Annotated in this window: 28 protein-coding genes; 13 read left to right on the top strand and 15 right to left on the bottom strand. The window is 48.1% G+C overall.

Annotated elements, in window-relative coordinates:
• Window positions 1-124: 124 nt before the first annotated feature.
• Complete coding sequence (locus NBZ79_RS02135) at window positions 125-874, top strand: glutathione peroxidase (RefSeq protein WP_251934996.1); 750 nt, start codon at window positions 125-127, stop codon at window positions 872-874.
• A 107-nt stretch (window positions 875-981) separates the two neighbouring features.
• Here the strand turns inward: NBZ79_RS02135 and NBZ79_RS02130 are convergent, their stop codons facing one another.
• Window positions 982-2,460 carry an ABC transporter substrate-binding protein gene (locus NBZ79_RS02130; protein ID WP_251934994.1) on the bottom strand — a complete coding sequence of 493 codons (1,479 nt, stop codon included), beginning with the start codon at window positions 2,458-2,460 and terminating at the stop codon, window positions 982-984.
• 17 nt (window positions 2,461-2,477) lie between these two features.
• Window positions 2,478-3,479 (bottom strand): P1 family peptidase, encoded by a 1,002-nt coding sequence (locus NBZ79_RS02125; RefSeq protein WP_251934992.1) that lies wholly within the window; start codon window positions 3,477-3,479, stop codon window positions 2,478-2,480.
• A 108-nt stretch (window positions 3,480-3,587) separates the two neighbouring features.
• Between NBZ79_RS02125 and ggt the strand changes: the two genes are divergently transcribed.
• Window positions 3,588-5,303 carry a gamma-glutamyltransferase gene (ggt, locus tag NBZ79_RS02120; protein WP_251934990.1) on the top strand — a complete coding sequence of 572 codons (1,716 nt, stop codon included), beginning with the start codon at window positions 3,588-3,590 and terminating at the stop codon, window positions 5,301-5,303.
• 9 nt (window positions 5,304-5,312) lie between these two features.
• Here ggt and NBZ79_RS02115 read toward each other — a convergent pair whose 3' ends face one another.
• The 6 genes from NBZ79_RS02115 to NBZ79_RS02090 form a co-directional block, all read right to left on the bottom strand.
• Window positions 5,313-6,086 (bottom strand): methyltransferase domain-containing protein, encoded by a 774-nt coding sequence (locus tag NBZ79_RS02115; protein WP_251934988.1) that lies wholly within the window; start codon window positions 6,084-6,086, stop codon window positions 5,313-5,315.
• 120 nt (window positions 6,087-6,206) lie between these two features.
• Window positions 6,207-6,560 (bottom strand): hypothetical protein, encoded by a 354-nt coding sequence (locus NBZ79_RS02110; RefSeq protein ID WP_251934987.1) that lies wholly within the window; start codon window positions 6,558-6,560, stop codon window positions 6,207-6,209.
• A 108-nt stretch (window positions 6,561-6,668) separates the two neighbouring features.
• Window positions 6,669-8,000: a sensor histidine kinase gene (locus NBZ79_RS02105; protein WP_251934985.1), complete on the bottom strand. Its 1,332-nt coding sequence runs from the start codon at window positions 7,998-8,000 to the stop codon at window positions 6,669-6,671.
• A gap of 158 nt (window positions 8,001-8,158) precedes the next feature.
• The gene (locus tag NBZ79_RS02100) at window positions 8,159-8,404 is read right to left on the bottom strand and encodes a hypothetical protein (RefSeq protein ID WP_251934983.1); all 246 of its coding nucleotides are present in this window, start codon (window positions 8,402-8,404) and stop codon (window positions 8,159-8,161) included.
• 121 nt (window positions 8,405-8,525) lie between these two features.
• Window positions 8,526-9,956: a dihydrolipoyl dehydrogenase family protein gene (locus NBZ79_RS02095; protein ID WP_251934981.1), complete on the bottom strand. Its 1,431-nt coding sequence runs from the start codon at window positions 9,954-9,956 to the stop codon at window positions 8,526-8,528.
• Window positions 9,957-9,971: 15 nt separating this feature from the next.
• Complete coding sequence (locus NBZ79_RS02090) at window positions 9,972-10,760, bottom strand: TVP38/TMEM64 family protein (protein ID WP_251934979.1); 789 nt, start codon at window positions 10,758-10,760, stop codon at window positions 9,972-9,974.
• Between the two features lie 317 nt (window positions 10,761-11,077).
• Here NBZ79_RS02090 and rpmH point away from each other — a divergent pair, with 317 nt between their 5' ends.
• The 6 genes from rpmH to argB are packed head-to-tail and all read left to right on the top strand — an operon-like array spanning window position 11,078 to window position 15,216.
• Window positions 11,078-11,212 (top strand): 50S ribosomal protein L34, encoded by a 135-nt coding sequence (gene rpmH, locus NBZ79_RS02085; RefSeq protein ID WP_161313830.1) that lies wholly within the window; start codon window positions 11,078-11,080, stop codon window positions 11,210-11,212.
• A 3-nt stretch (window positions 11,213-11,215) separates the two neighbouring features.
• Complete coding sequence (gene rnpA, locus NBZ79_RS02080) at window positions 11,216-11,593, top strand: ribonuclease P protein component (RefSeq protein ID WP_251934977.1); 378 nt, start codon at window positions 11,216-11,218, stop codon at window positions 11,591-11,593.
• A 14-nt stretch (window positions 11,594-11,607) separates the two neighbouring features.
• Window positions 11,608-11,871, top strand: coding sequence for a membrane protein insertion efficiency factor YidD (gene yidD, locus NBZ79_RS02075; RefSeq protein ID WP_251938028.1), 264 nt, complete (start codon window positions 11,608-11,610; stop codon window positions 11,869-11,871).
• Window positions 11,872-11,888: 17 nt separating this feature from the next.
• Window positions 11,889-13,628, top strand: a complete 1,740-nt coding sequence (gene yidC, locus NBZ79_RS02070) for a membrane protein insertase YidC (RefSeq protein ID WP_251934975.1) — start codon at window positions 11,889-11,891, stop codon at window positions 13,626-13,628.
• 13 nt (window positions 13,629-13,641) lie between these two features.
• Window positions 13,642-14,295: a ribosome biogenesis GTP-binding protein YihA/YsxC gene (yihA, locus tag NBZ79_RS02065; protein ID WP_251934973.1), complete on the top strand. Its 654-nt coding sequence runs from the start codon at window positions 13,642-13,644 to the stop codon at window positions 14,293-14,295.
• A gap of 9 nt (window positions 14,296-14,304) precedes the next feature.
• On the top strand, window positions 14,305-15,216 hold the full coding sequence (gene argB, locus NBZ79_RS02060; protein WP_251934971.1) for an acetylglutamate kinase: 912 nt from the start codon (window positions 14,305-14,307) through the stop codon (window positions 15,214-15,216).
• Here the strand turns inward: argB and NBZ79_RS02055 are convergent.
• Window positions 15,213-16,463 (bottom strand): DUF2336 domain-containing protein, encoded by a 1,251-nt coding sequence (locus tag NBZ79_RS02055; RefSeq protein ID WP_251934969.1) that lies wholly within the window; start codon window positions 16,461-16,463, stop codon window positions 15,213-15,215. The two genes, argB and NBZ79_RS02055, sit on opposite strands and share 4 nt — an antisense overlap.
• A 184-nt stretch (window positions 16,464-16,647) precedes the next feature.
• Here NBZ79_RS02055 and NBZ79_RS02050 point away from each other — a divergent pair, with 184 nt between their 5' ends.
• Window positions 16,648-17,346: a pyrimidine 5'-nucleotidase gene (locus tag NBZ79_RS02050; protein ID WP_251934967.1), complete on the top strand. Its 699-nt coding sequence runs from the start codon at window positions 16,648-16,650 to the stop codon at window positions 17,344-17,346.
• 86 nt (window positions 17,347-17,432) lie between these two features.
• Window positions 17,433-18,278: a 2,3,4,5-tetrahydropyridine-2,6-dicarboxylate N-succinyltransferase gene (gene dapD / locus NBZ79_RS02045; RefSeq protein ID WP_251934965.1), complete on the top strand. Its 846-nt coding sequence runs from the start codon at window positions 17,433-17,435 to the stop codon at window positions 18,276-18,278.
• A gap of 32 nt (window positions 18,279-18,310) precedes the next feature.
• Here dapD and NBZ79_RS02040 read toward each other — a convergent pair whose 3' ends face one another.
• Window positions 18,311-19,192, bottom strand: coding sequence for a DMT family transporter (locus tag NBZ79_RS02040; protein ID WP_251934963.1), 882 nt, complete (start codon window positions 19,190-19,192; stop codon window positions 18,311-18,313).
• Window positions 19,193-19,324: 132 nt separating this feature from the next.
• Here NBZ79_RS02040 and dapE point away from each other — a divergent pair, with 132 nt between their 5' ends.
• On the top strand, window positions 19,325-20,494 hold the full coding sequence (gene dapE, locus NBZ79_RS02035) for a succinyl-diaminopimelate desuccinylase (protein ID WP_251934961.1): 1,170 nt from the start codon (window positions 19,325-19,327) through the stop codon (window positions 20,492-20,494).
• A gap of 5 nt (window positions 20,495-20,499) precedes the next feature.
• Window positions 20,500-21,078 (top strand): hypothetical protein, encoded by a 579-nt coding sequence (locus NBZ79_RS02030; protein WP_251934959.1) that lies wholly within the window; start codon window positions 20,500-20,502, stop codon window positions 21,076-21,078.
• A gap of 8 nt (window positions 21,079-21,086) precedes the next feature.
• On the opposite strand, the gene truA is transcribed toward NBZ79_RS02030, so the two are convergent.
• The 3 genes from truA to def are packed head-to-tail and all read right to left on the bottom strand — an operon-like array spanning window position 21,087 to window position 23,283.
• Entirely contained in the window at window positions 21,087-21,830 is a 744-nt protein-coding gene (gene truA / locus NBZ79_RS02025) for a tRNA pseudouridine(38-40) synthase TruA (RefSeq protein ID WP_251934957.1), read from the bottom strand.
• Window positions 21,830-22,744, bottom strand: coding sequence for a methionyl-tRNA formyltransferase (fmt, locus tag NBZ79_RS02020; protein WP_420854569.1), 915 nt, complete (start codon window positions 22,742-22,744; stop codon window positions 21,830-21,832). Before fmt ends, truA begins: the two co-directional genes overlap by 1 nt.
• A 20-nt stretch (window positions 22,745-22,764) precedes the next feature.
• On the bottom strand, window positions 22,765-23,283 hold the full coding sequence (gene def / locus NBZ79_RS02015; protein ID WP_251934953.1) for a peptide deformylase: 519 nt from the start codon (window positions 23,281-23,283) through the stop codon (window positions 22,765-22,767).
• Between the two features lie 122 nt (window positions 23,284-23,405).
• Between def and NBZ79_RS02010 the strand changes: the two genes are divergently transcribed.
• Entirely contained in the window at window positions 23,406-24,530 is a 1,125-nt protein-coding gene (locus NBZ79_RS02010; protein ID WP_251934952.1) for a DNA recombination protein RmuC, read from the top strand.
• Between the two features lie 5 nt (window positions 24,531-24,535).
• Here the strand turns inward: NBZ79_RS02010 and recR are convergent, their stop codons facing one another.
• Both recR and NBZ79_RS02000 read right to left on the bottom strand, forming a co-directional pair.
• The gene (recR, locus tag NBZ79_RS02005; protein ID WP_251934951.1) at window positions 24,536-25,138 is read right to left on the bottom strand and encodes a recombination mediator RecR; all 603 of its coding nucleotides are present in this window, start codon (window positions 25,136-25,138) and stop codon (window positions 24,536-24,538) included.
• Between the two features lie 22 nt (window positions 25,139-25,160).
• On the bottom strand, window positions 25,161-25,484 hold the full coding sequence (locus NBZ79_RS02000) for a YbaB/EbfC family nucleoid-associated protein (RefSeq protein WP_251934949.1): 324 nt from the start codon (window positions 25,482-25,484) through the stop codon (window positions 25,161-25,163).
• Window positions 25,485-25,495: the final 11 nt, after the last annotated feature.

Raw genomic sequence — 25,495 nt, 5'->3', positions numbered from 1 at the left:
GACTGAAAGCCTGTTGTTCGTTTATTTGCAAATACTTTTTAATAATTCTAAAAAGTATTTGCAAATCTGATCCCTTCTCCTTATATACTGCGCAGAGACAAATTACAGCGTTCGGAGACATTAAATGCTTGAAAATATCGAAGGTCATCAGATACCAACCGTAAATTTTAAAACACGAAGCGGTGACGCCTGGAAAGACGTTACCACCGACGATCTCTTCGCTGGTAAGAAGGTTGTTCTTTTTGCCCTTCCCGGCGCGTTTACCCCCACATGTTCATCTTCACATTTGCCAAGGTACAATGAATTGGTGTCTACTTTTAAGGGCTGCGGGGTAGATGATGTCATTTGCCTTTCCGTCAACGACACCTTTGTCATGAATGAATGGAAAAAGACGCAGAAAGCCGAAAACATCACTTTTTTACCTGATGGTACAGGCGCCTTTACAAAAGGCATGGGCATGCTGGTAGACAAAGATGATCTCGGCTTCGGCAAGCGATCCTGGCGTTATTCCATGATCGTCAATGACGGCAAGATAGAAAAAATGTTTATCGAGCCGGATGTTGCAGGAGATCCTTTTGAGGTATCCGACGCAGACACCATGCTTCAGTATCTCAATCCGCAAGCCATCAAACCGAAAGCCATCACTGTTTTCTCCAAACCCGGTTGCGGACATTGCGCTCGGGCCAAATCCGCCTTGAGAAATGCAGGCTTGAATTTTGAGGAAATCATTTTGGGAACCGACGCAACCAGCAGATCATTGCGCGCAGTTTCTGGAGAATTAACAACCCCCCAGATATTTATCGATGGCGTGAAAATCGGCGGTGCTGATCAATTGGACGATTATTTAAGCACGAACCAGTCCGCTGCTGCCTGACAATCCAGAGCTTCCCGCGAAGAGAGGGGTTTGTTCAGATACCTTTCTCTTCAAAAAAAACCCGCTGGTTTCCCACCAGCGGGTTTTTCATTTAGGCCAATCGGCGACTAGTTATCCCAAGACATGCGCGCGACGTCTGTCGAAAATAAATGTAAATCCTTCCAAACGCCATTCAGGCCTTTTCGAACCACAACGACCCGTGGCAACTGGAAGAGATATCCATTGACGGCCTCCTCCGCCAAGATTGTCTGGGCTTGTTGAAGTAATTCCGTCCGTTGGGCCGGTGATTGAGCTGAGTCGGCCTGGCGGATGATATCGTTAAATTTCTCGTTCTTGTAGTTAAAGTAATATCCGTCACGAGCATAGATCCCGATATCCATCGGCTCTACATGGCTAACGATGGAAAGGTCGTAATTTTTCTTTTTATAGACCTCATCCAGCCATTTCGGCCAATCAACATTCTCAATGGTGATTTTAAATCCGGCCTTTTCAAGCTGTGACGCAACGATCTGCCCACCCTTGCGTGCATAATCATCCACAGGCGGCAATTTCAGTGAAAGGGCCAATCCATCCGGATATCCTGCTTCCGCGAGTAGTTGCTTGGATTTCTCCGGGTCATACGGATATGTATTGGTTAAATCAATATAATCCGGATGATGAGGCGCAAAATGGGACCCAATGGGTGTACCATAGCCAAACATGGCGCCATCAATAATATCTTCACGCTTTAGCGCATGAGCAATCGCCTGACGGACCTTCAGTTTCGATAATGCTTCATTGGCATTATTCGTACTCAAGATTGTTTCGCCATTTGTATTGCCGTCGATAATGACAAAATTATCATTTAACGCATTACTGGACAGAAGCTCATTTGGTATTGCCGCAAAATCAACGTCGCCCGCCAACAAGGATGCCAGGCGTGCCGTCCCGTCACCGATAAACCGGAAAGATACCTTTTGAATGGGGACATTTGCAGCATCCCGATAGGTTTCCGCGGCGGAAAGTTTAACGCTATCCCCCTTGATCCAGCTATCAAATTTATAAGGACCGGTTCCAATTGGCGTGGTCGCGTTGCCGGAAACTGAGCCCGGATCGACGATGACGGCAGTTGATTCACCAAGTTGCGCCAGCAGATCGGGACGCGGCTCTTTTAGCGTAATGACGACCGTATTGGCATCAGGTGTGGTGATGCTTTCCATATTTGTGAAACGTTCTTTGCGCTTTATCTTGCTATCTTCAGCGGCATTCGCCTCAAAGGTATATTTGACATCCGAGCTGTCAAAATCTGCACCATCATGAAATTTGGCGCCTTCAACAAGCTTAAAAGTATATGTCTTGCCATCATCGCTAACTGTCCAGCTTTCCGCGAGATTTGGTTGAACATTTCCAGAGGCGTCAATGCGCGTCAGGCCTTCAAACACGTTATAAAGCGTGATAGTTGAAATAGCCGCTGCCGCGCCCGAACGTGGGTCCAACCCGGGCGGTTCCAACCGCATTGCGAAATTAGCACTGTCATTTGCTGATTGCGCCGAGAGCGGCGTTAGCACCGCACTGGCAACAGCAGCCGCAATAAATAATTTTCTCATTACCTTCTCCCTAAGTATTAATCCTTGAACAATTCTGACTTGAATCCGGGGACACCTGCTAAACTCTCCGCATTGTAAACGCCTCTGGCTATGGCACGCGCAACACAATCGGCTGCCATCGCTCCTATTCTTGCCAGCCCAATCGACCGAGGCTCTTCTAGTTCTTGCTTTTCAGTCGACAATGTAAAAATACTATCCCCGTCAAACGGGGTATGTACAGGCCTAATTGCACGAGCAATTCCATCATGCGCCATGACGGCCACCCGCCTGGCTTCCGATTTAGTCAAAGCAACATTCGTTGCAACGACACAAATTGTCGTATTTTCCGCGAGACTGGAGCCCGCAGGCAAGTCAAGGGGCATGTCTTCAACAAAGGCCGGTGGCCCAATATCCCCAAATTCGCCATTTTGCTCAAACGCCCAGGCCCAGAATGATTTGGTACCTGGTATAAGGACACTGCCAACCGGGTTGGCGGCAGCAATTGCGCCGACTTGTACCCCGTTATCCGTAACCAAAGAAGCGCTGCCCAGCCCCCCTTTATACCGCGCCTCTGTCGCGCCGTACCCAGCGCCGACATTTCCAAGTTGAAATTCCTTGACCAGATTCCTGGTTGCCTCAATACCCAATTGGCGATAGGGAGGTATTTCTCCCCAGCTTTTATCACCACCATTTAACATATCAAACAAGATTGCCGACGGAACAATGGGGACGATAATACCCTTGTGATTGAAGCCCTTTCCTTGCCGGGCCAACTCAGCGACGGTTCCAGAAGCTGCTTCCAGGCCATAAACGGATCCACCGCTCAAGACGACGCCGTCCACCCGTTCAACCAGACAATCGGGATTGAGGGCTTCAGTCTCCCGGGTTCCAGGTCCTCCCCCTCTCACATCAACTGCACCAATTGCGGCAGTATCGGGGATAATCGCTGTGACGCCCGTCACGACTTTAGCATCTTCGGCATTGCCTATTTTTATGCCATCCACATCTGTGATAAGATTTAACGGACCAGTCTTAATCATGCTCTGCTTCTTAAATTTTCTTTCAGAGCAAGGAGGTTAGCCTTGCGCACTGTATCGGTCAACACTTCTTCGCAACTGCACAATTAAATCTATAGGAACTTTTTTTCCATGAGCCAATCGGCATTTTTTCGTCGCGCCAGCATAAAAACACTTGTTTTAACTGCAGCCATTTTAGCCAGCCTAACCAGCATTTCATCTGCACAAGAATTTAGTAGATATATGATTTCCGCAGCCAATCCCCACGCTGCCAAAGCTGGACGGAATATACTGGAAAAGGGCGGAAGCGCAGTTGATGCCGCGATTGCAACGCAAATGGTCCTGACATTAGTGGAGCCACAATCTTCCGGCATAGGCGGGGGCGCATTTATGCTCTATTTCGACGGAGAAAATCAGGCGATTGAAACATATGACGGTCGTGAAATGGCGCCTGCAGCAGTTGAAGAAGATCATTTTCTCACCTCTGACGGAACCCGGAAAAAATTCTACGACGCGGTTGTAGGCGGCGGTTCGGTCGGCGTGCCTGGTGTCGTAGCGATGATGGAACTCGCCTATCAGGATCACGGAATTCTTCCCTGGAAGATGCTGTTTCAACCGGCGATAAAACTGGCGCGTGAAGGATTTCCTGTTTCTGAACGGCTGTATTTCCTCCTGGAGCGGGACAAATTTTTAAAAACCAAAGCCACCGCTGCGAAATATTTCTATTTACCTGATGGCACGGCCAAACCGGTCGGCACCATCCTCAAAAACCCGGAGTTAGCGGATACGCTCGAACGCATTGCACAAAATGGCAGCAAAGCCTTCTATCACGGTAAGATCGCCACGGACATTGTTACGGCCGTGCAATCAGACCTCCAAAATCCAGGCTTGCTGACAGAGGCAGATTTGGCAAATTATCATGCCGTTATGCGAGAGCCCGTGTGCGCCGATTATCGGGAGAATACGGTCTGCGGCATGGGTCCTCCAACGTCCGGCGGGATTACAGTCCTGCAAATTCTCAAGATTTTGGAAAACTGGGATATGTCCACGACAACTCCTGGTAGCCCCGAGGCAATCCATTTGATTTCCCAGGCAAGTGCGCTGGCTTTTGCTGACCGTAACAAATATCTGGGCGATGCTGATTATGTCGATATCCCGGCATCGGAAATGTTATCCGAAACCTATATTTCCAGCCAGGCAAAACGGGTGGCGCCTGCAGTTTCGCAAATTCCCTTTACAGCCGGCCGGCCATCAGAAAAACAAGGCAGTTTGAGCATCGACAATGCCATTGAGCTCCCCTCCACCAGTCATTTCAGTATCATCGATCAGGAAGGGAATGCCGTTTCAATGACGACTTCCGTCGAAAATGTATTTGGCTCCCGCTTGATGGTGGACGGATTTATCCTCAACAACCAGCTTACCGATTTCTCTTTCAATCCCGCCGGAGAAAATGGCCCTGTCAATAATCGAATTCAACCTGGCAAACGCCCGCGAAGCTCCATGTCACCGACCATGGTTTTAGATGACGGTGGCAATCTGCAGATGGTGATTGGATCCCCTGGTGGCAGCCGGATCATTGGCTACGTCGCCTCTACGGTCATCGCGGTTTTGGATTGGGACATGGACATGCAGTCCGCCATAGAGATGCCCCATCATATAAATCGCAATGGGACCCTGGATTTGGAAAAAGACACCTCTCTGGCCTCACACCAGTCCGATCTGGAAAAAATGGGGTACAAAGTGAAACTGAGATCCCTTAACAGCGGTCTTCACGGCATATTGGTAACAAAGGAAGGCTTGCAAGGCGGTGCCGATCCGCGTCGTGAAGGCATCGTCCTTGACCGATAATTTTGGTTTTTAATCTTCGTCGGTTTGGACGACGATAAATAATCGTGAGAAGGGGAAAAGGGTCGAGCCGTCACGCCTTTGCGGATAAGCTTCAAGCAGTCGCTCCGCATATTCGGCTTCGAAGGTATCGACACTCTTCTCGTCAAGGGTTTGTAAAAAGGGGCGCAGGGCCGTGCTTCGCGTCCATTCCAAAACCGCGTTTTTACCTTCCAGCACCTGAAAATATGTCGTCTCCCATATGTTGATCCGGCGGGCCAAAGGGGATAGCAAGTCAAAATACCAATTGATATTATGAACAGGCGCTGGACGGACTAATCCGCCTAACTTGTCAATCCATTTGGGGGTTTGCGCCAGTTCATAGATATTCTGATGCGATGGTGCATTGAAGTTATTCGGCATTTGAACCGCAAGAACACCCCCTGGGCGTAAATTCGATAACAGCATTGGAAACAGCGTTTCGTGATCATCCAGCCAATGCAATGCGGCATTACTGAAAATCAGATTGCCTTTGCTGGTCGGGTTGAAATTTGAAATATCGCCCTGTTTCCATTCAATGGAAGGGTGGTCGCCACGGGCTTTCGCCAGCATTTCTTCAGAACTGTCGATACCAACAACAACGGCATCATTCCAATGTTGAGAAATTATCGAGGTTACATTTCCCGTGCCGCAACCCAGGTCATAAATTACCGACGGTGGATTTATGGGAACCTGCGCCAACAAGTCCAAAGCCGGTCGTAAACGGTGATCAGAAAAGAGTGTGTATTGTTCTGGATTCCAAGCCATAGTCTCTCTGATCTCCCAATGAATGTTATTAGGTAACGTAGCATTTTTACGCACATAATAAAGAGGAGATAGAGAATATTTCGTGAAATCTGAGGCCCGTTTTTCTGGACAGATACAATTCTATTCAGCCGGTTTGCTGCTGGATTTTGTTTTTTCGGCCATGATTTGCCGCAGTTCAAATTCTTCTGCAGTCATGACTTCAGCACCATAAGATCCCAAGGATAGTGTTTGCCGGACTCTTTCGGATTTTTCGGTGTGATAGGGATTTGGCTGCCGATAACAATCAACCCCTCCCATGGTTTTATAGCAATATACGGATGCCTGCACAAAACTCTGCTTTGGGGATTGGCAGTAATCTTCTCCAACGGATAGATTGGTTGCTGAACAGTTTATTCCCGCATATTCAGAAATCTGTTTATCGATGGATTTGACGATATCTGTCGTACAGGCCGCCAGAAAAACGACGCTGCCCATCACGCATCCTATTTTACACAGCCCAAACATAACCGATCGCAAACCCCGCAACGTAACATTAATAGTATTTCACGGGGATAACCGTATCATTTAGCGGTTTAAATTAGGTTAATCCGGAACCTTCACTCTGAAAACCGTTCCGGATTCATCTGTTCGCTCCAGCGTGATATCCCCGCCATGCGCGGTGATCAATTCATGGGCAATTGACAAACCCAGCCCTGTTCCTTCCGCCCGCGCGGAGCCTGAGAAAGGTTCGAACAGATGTTCCTTTGCTTTTGCCGGCAGGCCAGGCCCGCTATCACTGATCCGCAAGATCGTTCGACTATTTGCACGCCGCGCCTCAATTTCGATCAATCCTTCCGAGCCCATCGCCTGGATTGCATTTTTACTAAGGTTTAGGAGTACGCGGTACAATTGGTCTCGGTCAGCGTTCAGCATCAAGCCACTTGGAATATCGTTCTTCCAGACAATATCCGTACCAGCTGACATCCCAACAGAAGTTTTTACTTCGTTTACCAGCGGCTCCAGTAAAAACCGTTCCCGTTTCGGCTCTCGTTCTTCGGCCTTGCCATATTTCAATGTCTGCGAGCAAAGCTCTATTGCCCGATCGATGCTTGTCATTAGCCTGGGAACAATTTTTTGTACCTTGGGATCATCAATCTGTGCGAGGCTGTCGCTGACAATTTGCGAAGTTGAAAGGATATTTCGAAGATCATGACTGATCTTGGTCACAGCGGTTCCCAATGCGGCCAGGTGCTGCTTTTGCTTTAGCGCTGTCCTCAGCCTTGTCTGCATTATCTTCAGTTCCCGTTCCGCCACGCCAATCTCATCTTGCCGACCTGTTGCAATCAGACCGGTTGTTGGATCTTCGGGCGCCCGACGAAAACTAATCATATTCTCACTCAACCGCCGCATCGGGCGTACCATCAACCAATGCAGGGATAAATAAACCAGGATTGCGGTCAGCAAAGAGATGATTAATGACAACCAGAAAATATTCCACGCGTAATCATACATAGCGTCGATGAGAGGGCTTTCATCAATGACAACTTCCAAAGACGAATTGGGTTCGTTTTCTATGGGCGTAATTATACGAATGATACGGTCCGGCCCTACCATCAGGCTCATAAACGCATCCTCAATCAATGCGCGCGGACTGCTGTTGGCAAGATTGAACTCGGCGTCGATACCAGGCGGCATATTTTCACTTAAAATAAGAAGCCGTGAATTTGCCCCATGTAAAACAACGCTGCGCGCGCCCACTCTAAATAACAACTCCTCCTTCAATTCTTCGGACACCATATTGTCCGGTGACGCCAGGAGAGACAATGTTGCCAAATGGGCAAATTCGGTCTTTTTTGCTAAATAGTTAAGTCGAAAGAAAGCGACGGAGGGTACGAAAATAAGTACCTCTGCCAACATGACAAATAAAAGTGTCATCAATAGCAGTCTTGCAGAAAGGCTCTTAAAGACGCGGGCAATTTTCTTAATATAGATCATGCGATAGAATAGACCAAAAAAAAGGGCTGGCATCAATAAATTGATGCCAGCCCTCGATTATAGAGCGAGCCGCTCAAAAACGGCTTAGCCATTAGACATTAGTCTTTTTTCTTAGCTGCACACGGGTTGCATGGGCTGCATTTTTTTGCTGCTTTGCAAGGATTGCAGGCGCCACAAGCTTTTTTAGCAGCACATGGGTTGCAAGCACCACAGGCTTTTTTAGCACCGCAAGCACCGCAGGCTTTGCATACTTTTGCAGCTGAACAGCTGGCAACTGCAGCAGGAACAATTGCGGATGAAGCCATTGTTGCGATCGCCGCGGCGGTTAGAACTTCCTTGAACATAGACGTCTCCTGTCTCTTCATAAATTGTTTAACTAAGATCAAATCCTTAGACGTCAAACATGGCAATTTTACAGGGAAAAGCCGAATCAACTGAGATAACGAAAGCGTTATCGGTAAAAGATCAGCCAAATAAGGACAAAAATTTCACTATTTTCCGGGTTTTCTCACTAAATAAGCTAGGAGTGTAGTAGCTTCCCGCAGCGCGCTTGCTCACTTCGCCTAATGTCGGGTAAGGCGCGATATAGCTTGCCATGGTCCCGATTTTGAGTTTTGCAGTAATAGCCACACCCCAGGGATGGATAAGTTCACCGGCATGGGCACCGGCGATTCCCGCGCCGAGAATCTTTCCTTTATCTGTCGTTATGGCCTTGATCAGGCCGGACGTCTTCCTCTCCGCTCTGGCCCGATCAATATCGGCAAAGGGAAATTCCAGAACTTTGATCCGATCCCCATATTGCTTTCGCGCCTCAGCTTCTGACAATCCTACATTGGCTAATTCGGGATCTGTATACGTAACCCATGGAACAGCAGAATAATCCACTTTTGCCGGTAGCCGAAACAGGGCATTTCTGATGACAATGCCAGCGTGATAACCGGCTACATGGGTAAACTGATACCCTCCGGCGACGTCACCAATGGCAAAAACCTTTTTGTTGGTAGAGCGTAAACGTGCATCGACTTCGATTCCTTTCGGGGAGTATTCTATCCCAGCGGCTTCCAGATTCAGATTTTCGACATTCGCTTTTCGCCCCGCGGCAACGAGCAAATGCGAGCCTGACAGGGTTTCCAGCGCCTCTCCCTCACCCAGCATTACGTTATAAACACCATCAGATCCTTTTGAGATTTTTACGATATTTACACCTTCTCGAATATCAATCCCATCTTCTTTCAAATGCTCTAAAACAACAGAGCTCAAATCCGGGTCATCTCGGCCAAACGCTTTAAAAGCCTCAAGAACGGTCACTTTTGACCCCAAACGAACATGAGCCTGGGCCATTTCAAGTCCGATGGGCCCGCCCCCGATAATGATAAGATGTTCCGGCTTTACCCGGTTTTCAAAAATTGTTTCATTGGTGAGATATCCCGCCTCTTCCAGCCCTTCAATCGGTGGCGCTGTTGCCGTCGAGCCGGTGGACACAACGAAACGACGGGCTCTGACCCTGTTATTTCCCACTTCAATCTCATTTGGCCCGGTGAATTTGCCGTACCCCTGCAATACCTGGACGCCAAGACCTTCAAATCTCTCAACTGAATCATGCGGCTCTATGGAGGCGATAACGCCGGCCACATGATCCATAACTTTTGAAAAATCCACATCCGGGTCCGGGCCAGACACACCGAAAATTTCTGCGCCTTTCAAGGCTGCTGCCTTTTTTGCTGCCGCAATCAGGGCCTTTGAAGGTACACAGCCATAATTTAGGCAATCGCCCCCCATTTTACCGCCTTCAACGAGCACTGTTTTTGCGCCCATTTGACTGGCCCCCGCAGCAACCGACAGGCCGCCTGAACCGCCACCGATAACGCAAATATCAGCTTTAATAAGTGTTGTCATAATCGGCCATCCTATTTATGTGGCTTTGCCTTTGCGCAGTTTTTTAAGAACAATCGGCAACAGGGAAACAACGCCAAGTGCAACAAATGACAGTATGATTTCAGTAGTGATGAGAGAGGATATCTGAAAATCAAGCGTACAACCGGTCTGACCAGAAGCCATACAGGCGTCATATTTACTTTTTTGTTCGACTATGATGCTGTCAAGCCCAACACCTAAGAAGGCAAAAACGAAAGTGCCTGGAATGATGCCAATTAAAGTTCCAATGATATAAGTCCTGAGCTTCACACCAAGAAAAGCCGGGGCAATGTTGACCAGCCAAAACGGAAAAGCTGGAACCAAGCGAAGGAACAATAGATAACTAAGGGCATTTTCCGCAAAACCGCTTTCCAGTTTCTTCAGCCAGGGCCCTGCTTTTTTTCGAAGCGGCTCGCCAAGAGAGGTGGCGGCAACAAGAAAGAGAATCGTTGCGCCAATCGTTGCTGCAATGACCGTCGCTGCACCCCCAACAATCCAGCCAAACAAAAACCCGCCGGTAACTGTCATCAGCAAACCGCCTGGAAACGAGCAAGCAACAGCCACAATATAGAGCGCCATGTAAAGCAGGATTGCCGCAAGATAATTTTCACCGACGAAATTTAGCAAACCATCGCGATTCTCGCTCAATGCCCGAAACGTAAGATATTTATCCAGTCCAAACAAAAAGAACGAGGCGAAAAGCAAAACAATGATAATCAACGGTGCAAGTTTTTTAAAGGAGAAGCCGCCCCCTTTACTCCCGTTTTGGCTGGTGGATTTATCCATGTTCGATTCGTTCCTTAACTAACGTTAGGAGGCCCCATTTCGGCAGACTAGCACATACAGGAATTTGAAAACATAATTTCACTCTAATCTGCACGGTCGATCTGTGTTTGCCGAGAACCTCTAAGTCCTCAGAACATATTATGCGCAGGCGTTTCCGAAAGCCCTGCTCACCCAAACGTGAGACGAGTTGAACCTGGCGCAAAAATGAATTTCGCATTTTTCATCTCGTGCATTGACTTCGCATGGCAGAAACCTTATACAGCGGGGCTTGTTTTCTCTCTACGCCCTGAGGCGTGGATGATCGACGGAGAAGTTTCTTGAAACGTACATATCAACCGAGCAAATTGGTGCGCGCACGTCGCCACGGTTTTCGTGCCCGCCGGGCAACTGTAGGTGGTCGCCGGGTCCTTGCCAATCGCCGCTCAAAAGGCCGTAAGAGCCTTTCAGCTTAAATCATGCCAATCGGCGTCGAACGATTAAAGAAGCGCGCGGACTTTCTCCGTGTCGCCTCTGTTCGTCGCAAATGGGCTGCCCCTGGCCTCGTTTTGCAGGCCGCATGTGATACTGCCGAGCAAAATACCGGCAGAGTACGTGTCGGCTTTACTGTGACTAAAAAGGTTGGAAATTCAGTAATCCGTAATCGCGTGAAGCGGCGTCTGCGTGCTGTTGCACAGGACGTAATTCCCGGACATGCAATTCCGGGATGGGATTACGTCCTGATCGGTCGACAAATGACCATAAATCGTGATTTCAGGGATTTGCAAACAGACTTGCGAACCGCCCTCAAAAAAGTCACGTCACCCCAAAACAAAAAAATTCGGGGACAATCGTGATAAATCCGATAACAGTGGTTTTAAAGGGCTTGGTAAAGGTATATCAATATGCCATCTCGCCTTACTTACCTGCGAGTTGTCGGTATTACCCAACCTGTTCAAGCTATGCTTTGCAAGCGCTTGATAAACATGGACCAGTAAAAGGTTTGTTTTTGACGTTGGGTCGATTGGGTAGATGTCATCCTTTTGGTGGTCAAGGCTATGATCCTGTCCCTGAAAAGAAAAACGAATGTCAACATTGCGGGGCGGAACCTTCCAGCCACGTCAGCATTGAGTAAAAATTAGGGTTTAAATAATGTCAGATCAGAAAAACCTGGTCATCGCGATCGTCCTTTGTTTCCTGATAATCTTCGGGTTTCAATATTTTGTTGAAGGGCCGCAAGTCGATGCAGAGCAGCAAAAACAAGCTGCAACAAATGCGGCAGATGGCACATCTGGCCAAGCGCCGACAGTTGGCGCTGATGCCTCATCACCAAGCATTCCAGGCTCCGCGATCCCAAATGCAGTAACCCGGGAAGAAAGCCTTCAAAAATCAGAACGTGTAAAAATCAACACGCCGTCGCTGCATGGTTCCATTTCACTTTTGGGAGCACGTCTGGACGATCTGACTTTGGTGAAGTATCACGAGACGGTTGATCCGACGAGCCCAGAGATCAAACTCTTATCACCGGCAGGCGGCCCGAACCCTTATTATGCAGAATTTGGCTGGAGCCCCTCCCCGGAATCCTCTGTAGCTTTACCAAATGCAAACACTCTCTGGTCGACCACATCAGATGAATTGTCGCCGGAGAAACCCCTCAAACTAACCTGGGATAACGGCGCTGGACTGATTTTTCACAGAACGATCTCGATTGACGAAAACTATCTGTTTACCGTTGAGCAAATGGTTGAGAATAAAACCTCATCGGATGTAACGCTCTACCCATACGGTTTGATTTCGCGACACGGAACACCAGAAACCACGAATTTCTATATTTTGCACGAAGGGCCAATTGGCGTCCTGAATGAAACTCTGGAAGAAGTAGACTATGATGATTTGTCAGAGGGTGCTGACGAATCTTATAATTCTACTGGCGGATGGATCGGAATTACGGATAAGTTCTGGTTAACCGCTCTCATTCCCGATCAGCAAACAAAAATCAAGGCGCGCTTCACCCATTCAAGCCAGGGAGATCGCTTCCAAACAGATTTCCTTGATCAACAGGGCATAAATGTTCCCGTAGGATCGACAGTTGGCGTTACCAATCATCTATTTGCCGGGGCGAAGGTTGTTTCTGTCATTGATACATATGAGCAGGAATACGGTATTGCGAAATTCGACCTCGCCATTGATTGGGGATGGTTTTACTTCCTGACGAAACCAATTTACTTCGCACTTGAGTTTTTCAATGGATTAATTGGCAATCTTGGCCTCGCCATCATGGCATTGACAGTTGTTATCAAAATCATTCTTCTACCACTTGCTCATAAATCCTATGTTTCCATGAGTAAAATGAAGAAACTTCAACCGGAAATGGTCAAACTGCGTGAGCAATATGGTGACGATAAACAAAAGCTCAATCAGGAAATGATGGCGCTGTATAAAAAGGAAAAAGCTAATCCCGCAGCTGGCTGTTTGCCAATTGCCATGCAAATTCCGATTTTCTTCGCCCTTTATAAAGTTCTGTTCGTGACGCTTCTGATGCGCCACCAACCATTTTACGGTTGGATCAAGGATCTTGCAGCACCGGATCCCACGACAATATTTAATCTTTTCGGCCTTATTCCTTGGGATCCACCGCAATTCCTAATGATTGGCGTGCTACCGCTTCTCATGGGTGTCAGCATGTATTTGCAACAAAAGCTCAACCCGCAACCGGCGGATCCGATACAGGCAAAAATCTTCCTGTTCATGCCAATTTTCTTCACATATCTGTTGGCAAGTTTCCCGGCTGGCCTGGTGATTTACTGGACCTGGAACAATATTCTCAGCATGGCACAACAATGGCTCATTATGAAACGTATGGGTGTTTCCGTGTCGGGCGAAAAAACCTGAAGGAAGAAACATAATGACGGATAACATGGATCCGGATGGAAAAAAGGCGGCCCGCATTGACGCGGGCCGTTTACTTTTTGCCCAAGAGTGTCAATTCGTTGCAGGCGCGGCGACGCTGGATATGCTGCCAGAACTACCGTTAAATGAAGTTGCTTTTTCCGGCCGGTCTAATGTCGGCAAATCAAGCCTTATAAACGCTTTGACAAACCGCAATACATTGGCACGAACGTCCAATACACCCGGCCGCACTCAGCAAATAAATTTTTTTGACCTCGGGGGCCGCCTGTATCTAGTCGATTTGCCCGGTCACGGTTATGCGAAAGCATCGAAGGAAAAAATCAGCGCCTGGACGGATCTCGTTAATACCTATTTGAAAGGACGGGCAAAACTTCGTCGCGTTTGCCTTTTGGTAGATGCACGACACGGATTGAAGGTAACCGACCGTGAAGTGATGGACATGCTCGATGTGAATGCTGTCAATTATCAGATTATCCTCACAAAGGTTGACAAGACCAATCAAAGTGACTTGAAATCCGTGTTGAAGAAAATTGAACAGGAGCTTGCGAAGCGACCTGCGGCGCATCCGGAAGTGTTTATGACCAGCTCCGCCAAAGGTATCGGAATTGAAGCGCTTCGCGCAGAGCTCGCGTCGCTTGCGGAAGAATGAGTAAGAATTATGAGTGATACGGAATTAACAGTGGAAGAACAATTGAGGAAAGCACAAACCCTCTCTGAAGCCCTTCCCTATATGCATCTTTTCGCAGGCCAGACGTTCGTCATAAAATATGGCGGACATGCCATGGGGGATGAAAATCTTGCCCATGATTTTGCCCGTGACGTTGCGCTCCTCAAACAAGTGGGCATCAACCCGATTATCGTCCATGGCGGTGGGCCGCAAATTGGCGCCATGCTTGAGAGATTGAAAATTCAAAGTTCTTTCGTTGACGGTTTACGGGTAACGGACAAGGAAACCGTCGAGATCGCTGAAATGGTTCTCTCGGGATCTCTCAACAAGAAAATAGTATCGTCCATCAATTCTGCGGGCGGACTGGCAGTAGGGCTTTCCGGCAAAGATGGAAACTTGATCGAGGCCCAGAAACTAACACGCACGAAGCGGGATCCGGACAGCAACATTGAACGGATCCTTGACCTTGGTTTTGTCGGGGAACCGCGGCGGATAAATCCGGAAATTCTTGAAAATTTTGAAGAGAATAACGCGATTCCGGTGATTGCACCAATTGGTATTGGCCCAAAAGGGCAGACTTACAACATCAACGCAGATACCGCAGCTGGACATATTGCGGCAGCAATCGGGGCCACAAAATTAATCATGATGACCGACGTCGAAGGCGTTCTGGACAAAGACAAAAACCTCATTTCCAGACTAAGCCCTGCCGACGTCAAGAGGCTGCAGAAAGATGGAACAATAGCCGGCGGCATGATTCCCAAACTGGAAACCTGCCTCTTTGCTCTTGAGGAAGGTGTCGATGCCGCGACCATATTAGATGGGCGTATTCCTCACGTATTACTGTTGGAGATATTTACAGAGCACGGTATCGGTACCATGGTCACTGATCATATAAATTAGTCTTCCGTGTAAAAAGAAAGCTGCCAGTTCATTTCCTCTTCGGTAAACGGAAATTCTATTCCATTCCGGGCATTGACTATTTCCTGCCTTGGAACATGGGCTATTTTTGTCTGGATTTTAAAGGCGAGTCTCATGGAAAGGCCGGCCTTCCAGCATAAAGACGTCACTATTTTGCCATTCCGGGCTTCCATCATTGTCTGGATTTTCTCTTGGCTAAACCCGGTCATCAGAGAGAGCGATGTTGCGACAAAAGAATGATCCTTTTCCTTGATGGCGTCCGTCAGGCGTTCTTCATCGAGCGTGCCTGTCGCCCATAAAGCCTCTGCGGTTAACGCAGAACCTGGCTCCTGTAATGCAGAAATTTCTTCTGCCTTATCGATGCGGGATCGCACAATTTGTTTTAAGTCAGCCTCTACATCCGGCGAGAGGTTTCGTTTTCGAGCCAGTTTCTCTACCAGAGATGCCCCGACAAAACCGGCAATCCGGCGAACAGCACGAAGCGAAAGATCGAGCCGCATTGCCAAAGGCTCATGCAAATCCGCAACGGTCTCAGCCTGGTCAATTATTTCATCGAGGGTCTCTTCGCGCACCTTGGCAGATGGATTAGCCAGGAGCGCAGCCACCGCCGGAATTTCAAGACTGGCAGCAACCGCAGCAGAAACATCCTCACCAATTGCTTCGCGCCGTGCGATCGCCGGCAATGCTTCTACAGCAACGCCACTTGCAATAATTTCAATTAAATCGTCGTCACTTAGCAATGGTGAATATTCCAGAATAGGCCCGGCAACGATTTCTTCAAGGTCCCGGGCCAATGCCAAAACGATATGGCGCGGAGCTTCCATCGTATCCTTTAAGGCCTCTGACACGATCGCGCGCACAGTTGTGGCTTGATCCTCCGCCAGCATTTCCAGAACTTCAATTGTCTTTTCCTGAAGGGCCGCGGCATCCTGCCCGGACAAATCCGGAAGGATCTTGCATATCTTTCTCGCGAGATCCTGCCGGACTTCATCTTCCTCATCTTTGGCGAGCAACGCATTTGCCTGAACCGGCGTTGCTGGATTTTGTGCCAGGCTTCTTCGAACATTTAAGTCGGTATCATCTGCAAGATAATAGAGAATTTCTGGTTCAGTTTCGCTTGCAAGAGCAACTTCTACGCGCACATCTGTTTCATTGCTATGGGCCCGCAGTTTGTTTTCTTCGTAAGAAAACACCGTCATTTTGCTATTTGCGTTGCTGGTACGGCCCATTACATACGAATCCGGTCAAACTAAGAACAAAAACTCAGAAGTTTTTATGAAATCTCAATGCGCGCAAGACTAGAGGAAATATCTTAATAGCCTCTTAAACCTCCTTAATTCCAAGGGCCGTTTTTGCCGCAAATTGCTTTATTAGGCCTTGTCCTATCCCGTAATCAGAGCCACAATCAATGTTATGAAACTTATACCTAAATGGGCCGACTTCGAGCATATCGATACTTGGATTTTTGACCTGGATAACACCCTTTATCCGGCGCATTCGAACCTGTTTGCAAAAATAGACAAGAAAATGGGAGAGTTTGTCTCGGATTTTCTGGGAGTCGGGTTATCCGAAGCAAAAACCGTTCAGAAAAAATATTTTCACGAGCATGGAACGACATTGAACGGATTGATGCAAAATCACGGAATGGATCCCAAGGAGTTTCTTGATTATGTCCACGACATTGATGTCACAGATCTAGCGACTGCACCCCAGCTTAGCACCGCGCTAGAAGAGCTTCAGGGTCGAAAAATTATCTTCACCAATGGCTCACATTATCATGCAACCAATGTGGCATCACAATTGGGTATAGATCATCATTTCGATCATATTTTCGATATCGTAGCTGCGGACTATCGCCCTAAACCGGATATGAGTGTTTACGAAAAACTCGTCCAGGAGCTCGAAATCAATCCGAAAAAAGCTGTTCTATTCGAAGATATGGCGAAGAATCTAGCTCCTGCCAGGGAAATGGGTATGACAACGGTTTGGTTACCCAATGAGGAACACTGGTCTCATGAAACCGCAGAAGAAGGTCATATTCAACATTCTACCGATAACTTGGCCCAATGGTTGCGGAGCCTGCTGAATGATAGGGCTGTCAGTCAAGTCTGATCCTCATCTCAAAGGCTTATGTTGACATCCTATCGGGGCAGTTTATGTTTTCGAAAAATACTCAGTCACTTGCTTAAGGAATTACTATGACATTAGCAGATTTGCAGCCTGTCGTCGACGCGGCCTGGGAAAATAGAGACGCCATCTCGCCCGCCACCAAAGGTGCAGAGCGGGATGCTGTTGAAGCAACATTGGAAGCTCTGGATAGCGGATCCGCCCGTGTCGCCGAAAAAACCGATAATGGCTGGATCGTCAATCAATGGCTGAAAAAAGCTGTTCTTTTGTCCTTTCGCCTCAATGATATGGAGATCATCAACGGCGGCCCTGGCCAGAACTCAAACTGGTACGACAAAGTTCCCAGCAAGTTCGAAGGCTGGACCGAAGAGAAATTTAAAGGCGCCGGGTTTCGCGCTGTGCCAAATTGTGTTGTCAGGCGAAGTGCCTATGTTGCCCCAGGTGCGGTATTAATGCCGAGCTTCGTCAATTTAGGCGCCTATGTAGATAGTGGCACCATGGTCGATACATGGGTAACCGTCGGATCATGCGCTCAAATCGGCAAGGATGTTCATTTATCGGGCGGTGTCGGTATTGGTGGTGTGTTGGAGCCGTTGCAGGCAGACCCTGTTATCATTGAGGACAACTGCTTTATTGGCGCACGTTCGGAAGTCGTGGAAGGTGTGATTGTTGAGCAAGGCTCTGTATTATCCATGGGCGTTTTCATTAGCGCATCCACGAAGATTATCAATCGGGATACCGGAGAAATTCATATTGGGCGGGTTCCAGCCTATTCAGTCGTTGTTCCAGGAAGCTTGCCTGGCAAGCCGCTACCCGATGGTACGCCGGGGCCAAGCTTGTATTGCGCGGTCATTGTAAAAACCGTCGATGAGCAGACACGTTCAAAGACTTCAATTAATGATCTGCTTCGCGATTAAAATTATAAATTCAGGATGGAGCTAGCTCCATCCTAACGCTTTAAGCGATTCTCCCGATATACAAGATACAGACCACTGGCGCCGATCACGGCAACACCGGTCCAGACATGCGCTGCCGGAATTTCGGCAAATACCAGGTAGCCCAACGTCACAGCCCAAAACAAGCCCGTATATTCGAAGGGTGTAATCACCCCCACTTCACCTACCCTGAAGGACTTAATCAGACATATATTCCCGGTCAAAGACAGAACCGCCATCGCTGCGATTAATCCAACATCTTCAAGCGGGATAGGCTGCCAGACAAAAATCGAAGCAAACCCTGTAATCGTTGCTGTTCCCAATGTCATATAAAAGATGATTGTAAAGGTTGATTCTGTCGTTCCAAGCCAGCGCCCGATCAACATAATCGCGCAATAACTCAAACTAGCCCCTAAAACCATAAAAGCTTCCAGTTCCAAAAGTCCGCTCGTCGGCTGCATGACAATCAATACACCGGCGAACCCTACGAAAATGGCGCCCCAACGATGCGGCCCAACTTTTTCTTTAAAAATCGGGACTGATAGGGCCGTCATGATAAAAGGAGATACAAAAAATATGACCGTAGCTTCCGCCAATGGCAAATGCTTGAGCGACATGAAAAAAAGCAAAGGCGCTAAAAGGCCGAAAATTATTCTTAACCCGTGACCTTTATACTGTTTGGTTTTCACCGAGCCAAATCCGCCATGGGTAACCATCCATCCCAGCAAAATGGTCAGGTTAAACATGCCACGAATTGCCAGAATTTGAATGACAGAGTAATCTGCCTGTACTAAAAATTTGCCCACGGCATCCATTGATGACATCAAAAAGACGCCAATCAGCATAAAGGCAATACCTTGTATATTCTTCGATTTGATCGGCATAAGGGCTGTCATGGGGGTTTCTTTCGCGTGGGAGATTTAGTCTTATCTTGATCAGATCGAATTAGCAATATTGTTTGATGTCAATTCATTACTTTGGCAACCTTCGCCATTGACGGACAGCCCAAGCGGACGGTAAAGGAAACTATGAACAAAAATAATACCATAGACGTCGTTCCCCTGACGCAGGAACTGATGAATTGCCCCAGCATAACACCTGCCGACGCAGGCGCGCTCGATGTGCTGCAAAAAGCGCTGGAAAAGATTGGCTTCACCTGCCAAAGACTTGTGTTTTCGGACGAGAATACACCAGATGTCGACAACTTATATGCTCGATTTGGTTCCGAAGCTCCAAATTTCTGTTTTGCCGGCCATACGGACGTCGTACCGGTAGGTGATGAGGCAGCTTGGAAGACCGGCCCCTTTGAAAGCGTCATCAAGAACGGAATTCTCTACGGTCGCGGTGCTGCAGACATGAAAGCGGCAGTAGCATGTTTTGCCGCCTCTTCCGCGCGGTTTATTGAAAATTCTGGCGGGAATTTTAAAGGGTCCATCAGTCTCTTGATTACCGGTGATGAGGAAGGTCCCGCTATCAATGGTACCCGAAAAGTGCTGGAATGGATGGCGGAAAATGGGGAAAGAATTGATCACTGTGTCGTCGGTGAGCCAACTAATCCAACTAAAATGGGGGAAATGGTCAAAATCGGTCGTCGCGGCTCTTTTACAGGTTTCTTAAATGTAATTGGTAGCGAAGGACATGTCGCCTATCCTCATTTGGCAGACAATCCGATACCGCATTTGACAGCATTGGTAACCGCTTTAAGCAATCTCGAACTTGATAACGGGAGCGAGCATTTTCAGGCCAGTAATCTTGAGTTCACAACCATGGATGTGGGAAATACGGCAACTAACGTGATTCCAAGAACGGCAACGGCAACGTTCAACATTCGTTTCAATACTCACCATAGCCTGGATAGCCTTGAAGCGACAATTCGTGCATGCCTCGATCAGGCCGCCGAGAAAAACGGGACCGTCTACGAATTACGAGCCTTAAAAAATTCGGAACCATTTCTCACTGAAAAAGGCGATTTCAGTACTCTCGTCGCAAACGCCATCGGACAGCGGCTTGGTCAGGAGCCTGAATTATCAACCACTGGCGGTACCTCCGACGCAAGATATATTAAAAATTATTGCCCTGTAGTAGAGTTTGGGCTTGTAGGCCAAACCATGCACAAGGTCGATGAATGCGCCAATATCGCTGATATAGAAGCACTGGCAGATATCTATACAGATATTTTGGAAAGGTACTTTGCGTAACCCCAATGGTAAGTATCAAGGAAATAACTTCATCACTGTACGGTGCTTACAGACTTGCCCGCATGGACCCCGATGCCTTGCAGTATTTCAATATCTCAGCATCCGGATTCTACCGATCGTTTGCGGCAGTATTTTTGGCATTGCCCTTTTTCTTGATCGAAAATGCCATCGATTATAAAAAACTGGAAACGGCAACCTCGTTCGTACCATTTTTAATTCTGCTTGGGATTGCCTTGGCTGTCAGCTGGATGAGTTACTTGATTGCCGCAGGTTTTTTCGCCCGGCTATTGGATTTTTTCCAACAATTTACTGTTTTCGTGATTGTCTATAACTGGTCCCAACTAGCTATAGTTATTGTTTGGCTGCCACTCTCGGTGCTATCCACGGGATTTTTGAACATCGGCCTGTCCTCAATTATCAGTCTGTTATTTATTGCTGCCACATACGTATATTTATGGCGAATTTTGAGGATAACATTGGGCATTTCAGGCTTGCTTGCGGTTGGATTTGCTTTCCTGGAGTTTATGATCGCGATCTTAACGCAGGTTCTTTTTTCAGATTTCCTCATTACAACCGCGGCTTGACGCGCGGCCTAACATTCGTAATCAACAGCGACCAAGTATAATCCATAAGGCGGCGCATTAGGTCCGGCAGCTTGACGATTTTTTGCTTCAAGCGCCTTTTGCATATCCTGCATTCGCCATTGCCCCGTCCCCACAAGTGACAAACTCCCGACCATCGATCGAACCTGGTTATGCAAAAAGGACCGGGCCGAGGTTCGGATCTGAATTTCATCACCGACGCGCGTAACCGTTAAACTTTCCAGTGTTCGAACCGGCGATTTGGCCTGGCATGCAACGGCACGAAAACTCGTAAAATCATGACGGCCAACGAGGAGCTGTGCAGCCTCCTGCATCGCCTCATGCTCGAGCGGGCGTTTAAACTGCCAAGCCAAGCCATAATCCACGGTAAGCGGTGCCCGGCGGTTAATGATCCGATACAGGTAATGGCGTCCGGTCGCTGAAAACCGTGCATTAAACTCTGGTTCGGCTTCTTCACAAGACAAGATCACTACTGAGTTTGGCTTCAGATGGTAGTTAATGGCGTTCATGACCACATGGGGCTTGCGAGACGATTGAAGTGAAAAATTTGCAACCTGGCCCAAAGCATGAACACCGGCATCTGTACGTCCGGCGCTTTGAATTCGGATCTCTTCACCGCAAAATTTAAATATCGCCTCTTCTATACTTTGCTGTACAGACACGCCTTTTTTCTGGCGCTGCCAGCCGACCATGCCTCTGCCATCATACTCAATAACAACCCTGTAATCCGGCATCAGGCCAACACCTCGCCTATATTTATGGGATGTCCGTTTAAGAAAACTCTAGTGGGCATCGGAGACTTTCCAGCCCGTTGTAGCAGAACAAGTTTGAGGGCGTTTTTTCCGCACGCGATTGTCAGATCATTGTCCAATACCTGACCTGGCTGACCTGTCCCCTTTACCGCCGTCGCCCCGAGCACTTTAATTCGCGTGTCATTATGTGTGCAATATGCTCCGGGAAAGGGACTCAAGCCATGAATATGACGGCAAAGCTCCTCGGCAGGACGTGCCCAGTCAATGGCGGCTTCCGATTTGGAAATTTTTTCTGCATATGTCACACCGTCATCGGATTGTGCAACAGCCACCAAATTGTCATCCTTCAAGCGTGAAACTGTTTCTTCCATTAAAATTGCCCCGGCCTCCGCCAACTGATCATGCAGGCTGCCTGCTGTTGTCTGATCAGAAATCGGAATTCTTGTTTCCTCCAGGACATCACCGGTATCCAGCCCTTCGGCCATCTGCATTACTGCGACGCCGGTTTCAGTGTCACCTGCCATAATTGCCCGCTGGATAGGCGCCGCACCGCGCCATCTGGGAAGCAAGGACGCATGAAGGTTCAGGCATCCGAACCTCGGAGCTGCCAAGACAGCAGCCGGTAAAATTAGGCCATAGGCAACTACAACAGCAACATCCAGGTTTAAGTCTGCAAAATCGGATTGCACTTCCTCGGATTTTAAAGAAGTTGGCGTTCTTACTTCAATATTATGGGCTTCTGCCAGAGAATGAACAGGAGACGCTCTCAGCTTTTTCCCCCGTCCCGCCGGTCGAGGTGGCTGAGAGTAGACACAAACAATGTCATGGCCCGCATCAATGAGCGCCGTTAACACATGAGTGGAGAAATCCGGCGTTCCCATAAACGCAATCCGCAGTCCTCCCATCGCCTGTTCCTTTAGCTGGCCATTTTCTTCAATTTTAGAAGCTTGCGTAAAATCATGTTGCGCTTCAACGCCGAAATATGATCGACAAACAAGATCCCGTCCAGATGATCCATCTCATGCTGGATACAAGTCGCCAGCAATCCCTCTGCCTTCATTTTTTGCGGGTTGCCGTCCGGGTCCAAATATTTAACCTCGATTTCCGCAGGGCGCACAACATCGGCATAATGTTCAGGAAGCGATAAACAGCCTTCTTCATAAGTTGCATCATGATCTGAAACCCAGGTAATTTCCGGGTTAATCATGGCGATGGGCTGAGCGGGTTCGTCTTGTTGCCTGCCAATCACATCAACGACCAGCAGCCGTTTCTGAATGCCGACTTGAATGGCTGCCAATCCTATGCCTGGCGCGTCATACATTGTTTCAAACATATTATCGATCAGCAACCGTGTCTCATCCGTTACTTCCGTAACAGGTGTCGAGATAGTTTTTAATAGCGGGTCTGGCGCTGTATATATCGGCAAAATGGCCATGGTATTCCGATGTCGTTCAAGTTACGATAACCCAAAGTCTGGATCTAGGGTCTACGTATTACGCCAACTTGCTTTCGTCAAGGCAATTGGCGCCATTGAAGGCCATCATGTTGGAGTATTTTATGGAATTCGCCCTCATTGCAGTTATTGGCATTCTGGTTGCCGTGACGGTATTTTTACTTATACGCATGAGGAATGCAGAAAAACTGATTTCGATGGCCTCCACCAATAGTGAACATTTAGCCCGATTATCTGAAAGCCTCCTCTCACAGCAATCCCAACTTGAGGGCCAGCTGAAACAAATGTCGGCTGATGGTGCAGCCAGCCGAACTGAAATCAATAAAACACTGGCCGAACGTCTGGATACCGTGTCCAAAAGGCTGGGAGACAGCATAACCCAATCGACGGAGAAAACCGGGAAAAGCCTGACCGACTTGCAAACCCGGTTAGCCGTCATTGATAAAGCGCAGGACAATTTAACGGATCTATCCAATCAAGTGGTTGGCTTGCAGGATATTCTGGCAAACAAACAGGCGCGCGGTGCCTTTGGTGAATTACAGCTGAATGATCTGGTAAAATCAGCCTTGCCGCCTTCCGCTTACGAGTTTCAAGTGACATTAAGCAACAGCCGGCGGGCAGACTGCCTGATTAAGCTGCCAAATCCGCCGGGCTCTATTGTTGTTGACGCAAAGTTTCCTTTGGAAAGTTTCCATCAGCTGCGGCAAGCGGAAACGGACAGCGATAAAACAGTCGCCTCCCGCGCCTTTACATCCGCTATGCAGAAACATATCGGCGACATCAGCAACAAATATATTGTCGACGGAGAAACCGCAGAATCTGCCTTACTCTTCCTTCCTTCTGAAGCGGTTTACGCAGAACTGCATGCAAACTTCCCGGCAATTTTGGAAAAATCCTATCAGGCGCGGGTTTGGATTGTTTCACCAACAACCTTAATGGCAACCTTGAATACGGTTCGGGCGGTACTCAAAGATAGCCAGATGAGGGAGCAAGCTGGCGTTATCCAAAAAGAGGTCGGCGTTCTTCTCAAAGATGTTACCAGACTGGAAAGTCGTGTGGATAGTTTGGGACGGCATTTCGCTCAAGCATCGAAGGATATTGAAGGCATAGAAACATCCAGTCGGAAAATAAGCAGCCGCGGCGAAAAAATCGAAGACCTGCAATTGGGCGAAGAGAGATCGGAAGATCTAATTTCGCCGCCCGCAGACTTACTTAGGCAGAGAGATTAAACAGATTAGTCGCCCCTTAATGAGCGCCGTGACTTCAGGGCAGCCGACAAAGTGCCGTCATCCAGGTAGTCAAGCTCACCGCCCACCGGAACACCATGGGCCAATCGACTGATTTTGACATCTGAAGCGTCCAGCCTGTCTGATATATAATGAGAAGTCGTTTGCCCGTCGACAGTTGCATTCAAGGCAAGGATTACTTCTGTAATCTGGGGTTCTCGCACGCGTGACACCAACCCTTCAATATTCAATTCGTCAGGTCCAATACCGTCCAGCGCAGACAATGTTCCTCCAAGAATATGATACCTTCCGCGAAATGCATCAGATCTTTCCAGAGCCCATAAATCGGCAATATCTTCAACAACACAAATTATCGATTGATCCCGTTTTGGGTTTGAACAGATTGCGCAGGGATCAACGGTATCCAGATTACCGCAAGTTCGGCAAATTTTTACATTCTCTGCGGCAAGTGCCATCGCTTTACTTAAAGGAGCCAGAAGACTTTCCCGCCGACCAATCAGATAAAGCGTCGCCCGCCGCGCAGATCGCGGGCCCAGGCCCGGTAACTTCGATAACAGCTGTATTAGGTGATCAATTTCAGAATTACTCATCCGACTACAATTTCCGCCCAGCCTAAAACGGCATTTGCATTCCAGGTGGCAATTCCAGCCCACCCGTCATTTCCTTCATTTTGTCGGCGGAATATGCTTCTACTTTGGATTTCGCATCCGCATGGGCAGCGACAATAAGGTCTTCCATGACTTCTCCATCCTCCGGGTCGATCAAGGACGTGTCGACACTTAAGCGACGCATATCCCCTTTACCGTTCAGTGTAACTTTCACCATACCTGCACCGGATTCACCCGTCACTTCATGATTTTCCAAAGACTGCTGCATCTCGGCCATTTTGGACTGCATTTCTTTGGCCTGCTTCATAAGATTGCCCAGGTTCTTCATTCGAGATATTC

It is taken from the genome of Sneathiella marina, assembly GCF_023746535.1.
Classification (GTDB): domain Bacteria; phylum Pseudomonadota; class Alphaproteobacteria; order Sneathiellales; family Sneathiellaceae; genus Sneathiella; species Sneathiella marina.
The sequence above is the reverse complement of the archived record's forward strand: the minus strand, read 5'-3'. Positions and strand labels throughout refer to the sequence as shown.

Bases quoted from the DNA above. Each gene is read 5' to 3' on its own strand.
- NBZ79_RS02135 (WP_251934996.1), top strand. From the start codon at position 125: ATGCTTGAAAATATCGAAGGTCATCAGATACCAACCGTAAATTTTAAA.
- NBZ79_RS02130 (WP_251934994.1), bottom strand. From the start codon at position 2,460: ATGAGAAAATTATTTATTGCGGCTGCTGTTGCCAGTGCGGTGCTAACG.
- NBZ79_RS02125 (WP_251934992.1), bottom strand. From the start codon at position 3,479: ATGATTAAGACTGGTCCGTTAAATCTTATCACAGATGTGGATGGCATA.
- ggt (WP_251934990.1), top strand. From the start codon at position 3,588: ATGAGCCAATCGGCATTTTTTCGTCGCGCCAGCATAAAAACACTTGTT.
- NBZ79_RS02115 (WP_251934988.1), bottom strand. From the start codon at position 6,086: ATGGCTTGGAATCCAGAACAATACACACTCTTTTCTGATCACCGTTTA.
- NBZ79_RS02110 (WP_251934987.1), bottom strand. From the start codon at position 6,560: ATGGGCAGCGTCGTTTTTCTGGCGGCCTGTACGACAGATATCGTCAAA.
- NBZ79_RS02105 (WP_251934985.1), bottom strand. From the start codon at position 8,000: ATGACACTTTTATTTGTCATGTTGGCAGAGGTACTTATTTTCGTACCC.
- NBZ79_RS02100 (WP_251934983.1), bottom strand. From the start codon at position 8,404: ATGTTCAAGGAAGTTCTAACCGCCGCGGCGATCGCAACAATGGCTTCA.
- NBZ79_RS02095 (WP_251934981.1), bottom strand. From the start codon at position 9,956: ATGACAACACTTATTAAAGCTGATATTTGCGTTATCGGTGGCGGTTCA.
- NBZ79_RS02090 (WP_251934979.1), bottom strand. From the start codon at position 10,760: ATGGATAAATCCACCAGCCAAAACGGGAGTAAAGGGGGCGGCTTCTCC.
- rnpA (WP_251934977.1), top strand. From the start codon at position 11,216: ATGCCAATCGGCGTCGAACGATTAAAGAAGCGCGCGGACTTTCTCCGT.
- yidC (WP_251934975.1), top strand. From the start codon at position 11,889: ATGTCAGATCAGAAAAACCTGGTCATCGCGATCGTCCTTTGTTTCCTG.
- yihA (WP_251934973.1), top strand. From the start codon at position 13,642: ATGACGGATAACATGGATCCGGATGGAAAAAAGGCGGCCCGCATTGAC.
- argB (WP_251934971.1), top strand. From the start codon at position 14,305: ATGAGTGATACGGAATTAACAGTGGAAGAACAATTGAGGAAAGCACAA.
- NBZ79_RS02055 (WP_251934969.1), bottom strand. From the start codon at position 16,463: ATGGGCCGTACCAGCAACGCAAATAGCAAAATGACGGTGTTTTCTTAC.
- NBZ79_RS02050 (WP_251934967.1), top strand. From the start codon at position 16,648: ATGAAACTTATACCTAAATGGGCCGACTTCGAGCATATCGATACTTGG.
- dapD (WP_251934965.1), top strand. From the start codon at position 17,433: ATGACATTAGCAGATTTGCAGCCTGTCGTCGACGCGGCCTGGGAAAAT.
- NBZ79_RS02040 (WP_251934963.1), bottom strand. From the start codon at position 19,192: ATGACAGCCCTTATGCCGATCAAATCGAAGAATATACAAGGTATTGCC.
- dapE (WP_251934961.1), top strand. From the start codon at position 19,325: ATGAACAAAAATAATACCATAGACGTCGTTCCCCTGACGCAGGAACTG.
- NBZ79_RS02030 (WP_251934959.1), top strand. From the start codon at position 20,500: ATGGTAAGTATCAAGGAAATAACTTCATCACTGTACGGTGCTTACAGA.
- truA (WP_251934957.1), bottom strand. From the start codon at position 21,830: ATGCCGGATTACAGGGTTGTTATTGAGTATGATGGCAGAGGCATGGTC.
- def (WP_251934953.1), bottom strand. From the start codon at position 23,283: ATGGCCATTTTGCCGATATATACAGCGCCAGACCCGCTATTAAAAACT.
- NBZ79_RS02010 (WP_251934952.1), top strand. From the start codon at position 23,406: ATGGAATTCGCCCTCATTGCAGTTATTGGCATTCTGGTTGCCGTGACG.
- recR (WP_251934951.1), bottom strand. From the start codon at position 25,138: ATGAGTAATTCTGAAATTGATCACCTAATACAGCTGTTATCGAAGTTA.
- NBZ79_RS02000 (WP_251934949.1), bottom strand. From the start codon at position 25,484: ATGAAGAACCTGGGCAATCTTATGAAGCAGGCCAAAGAAATGCAGTCC.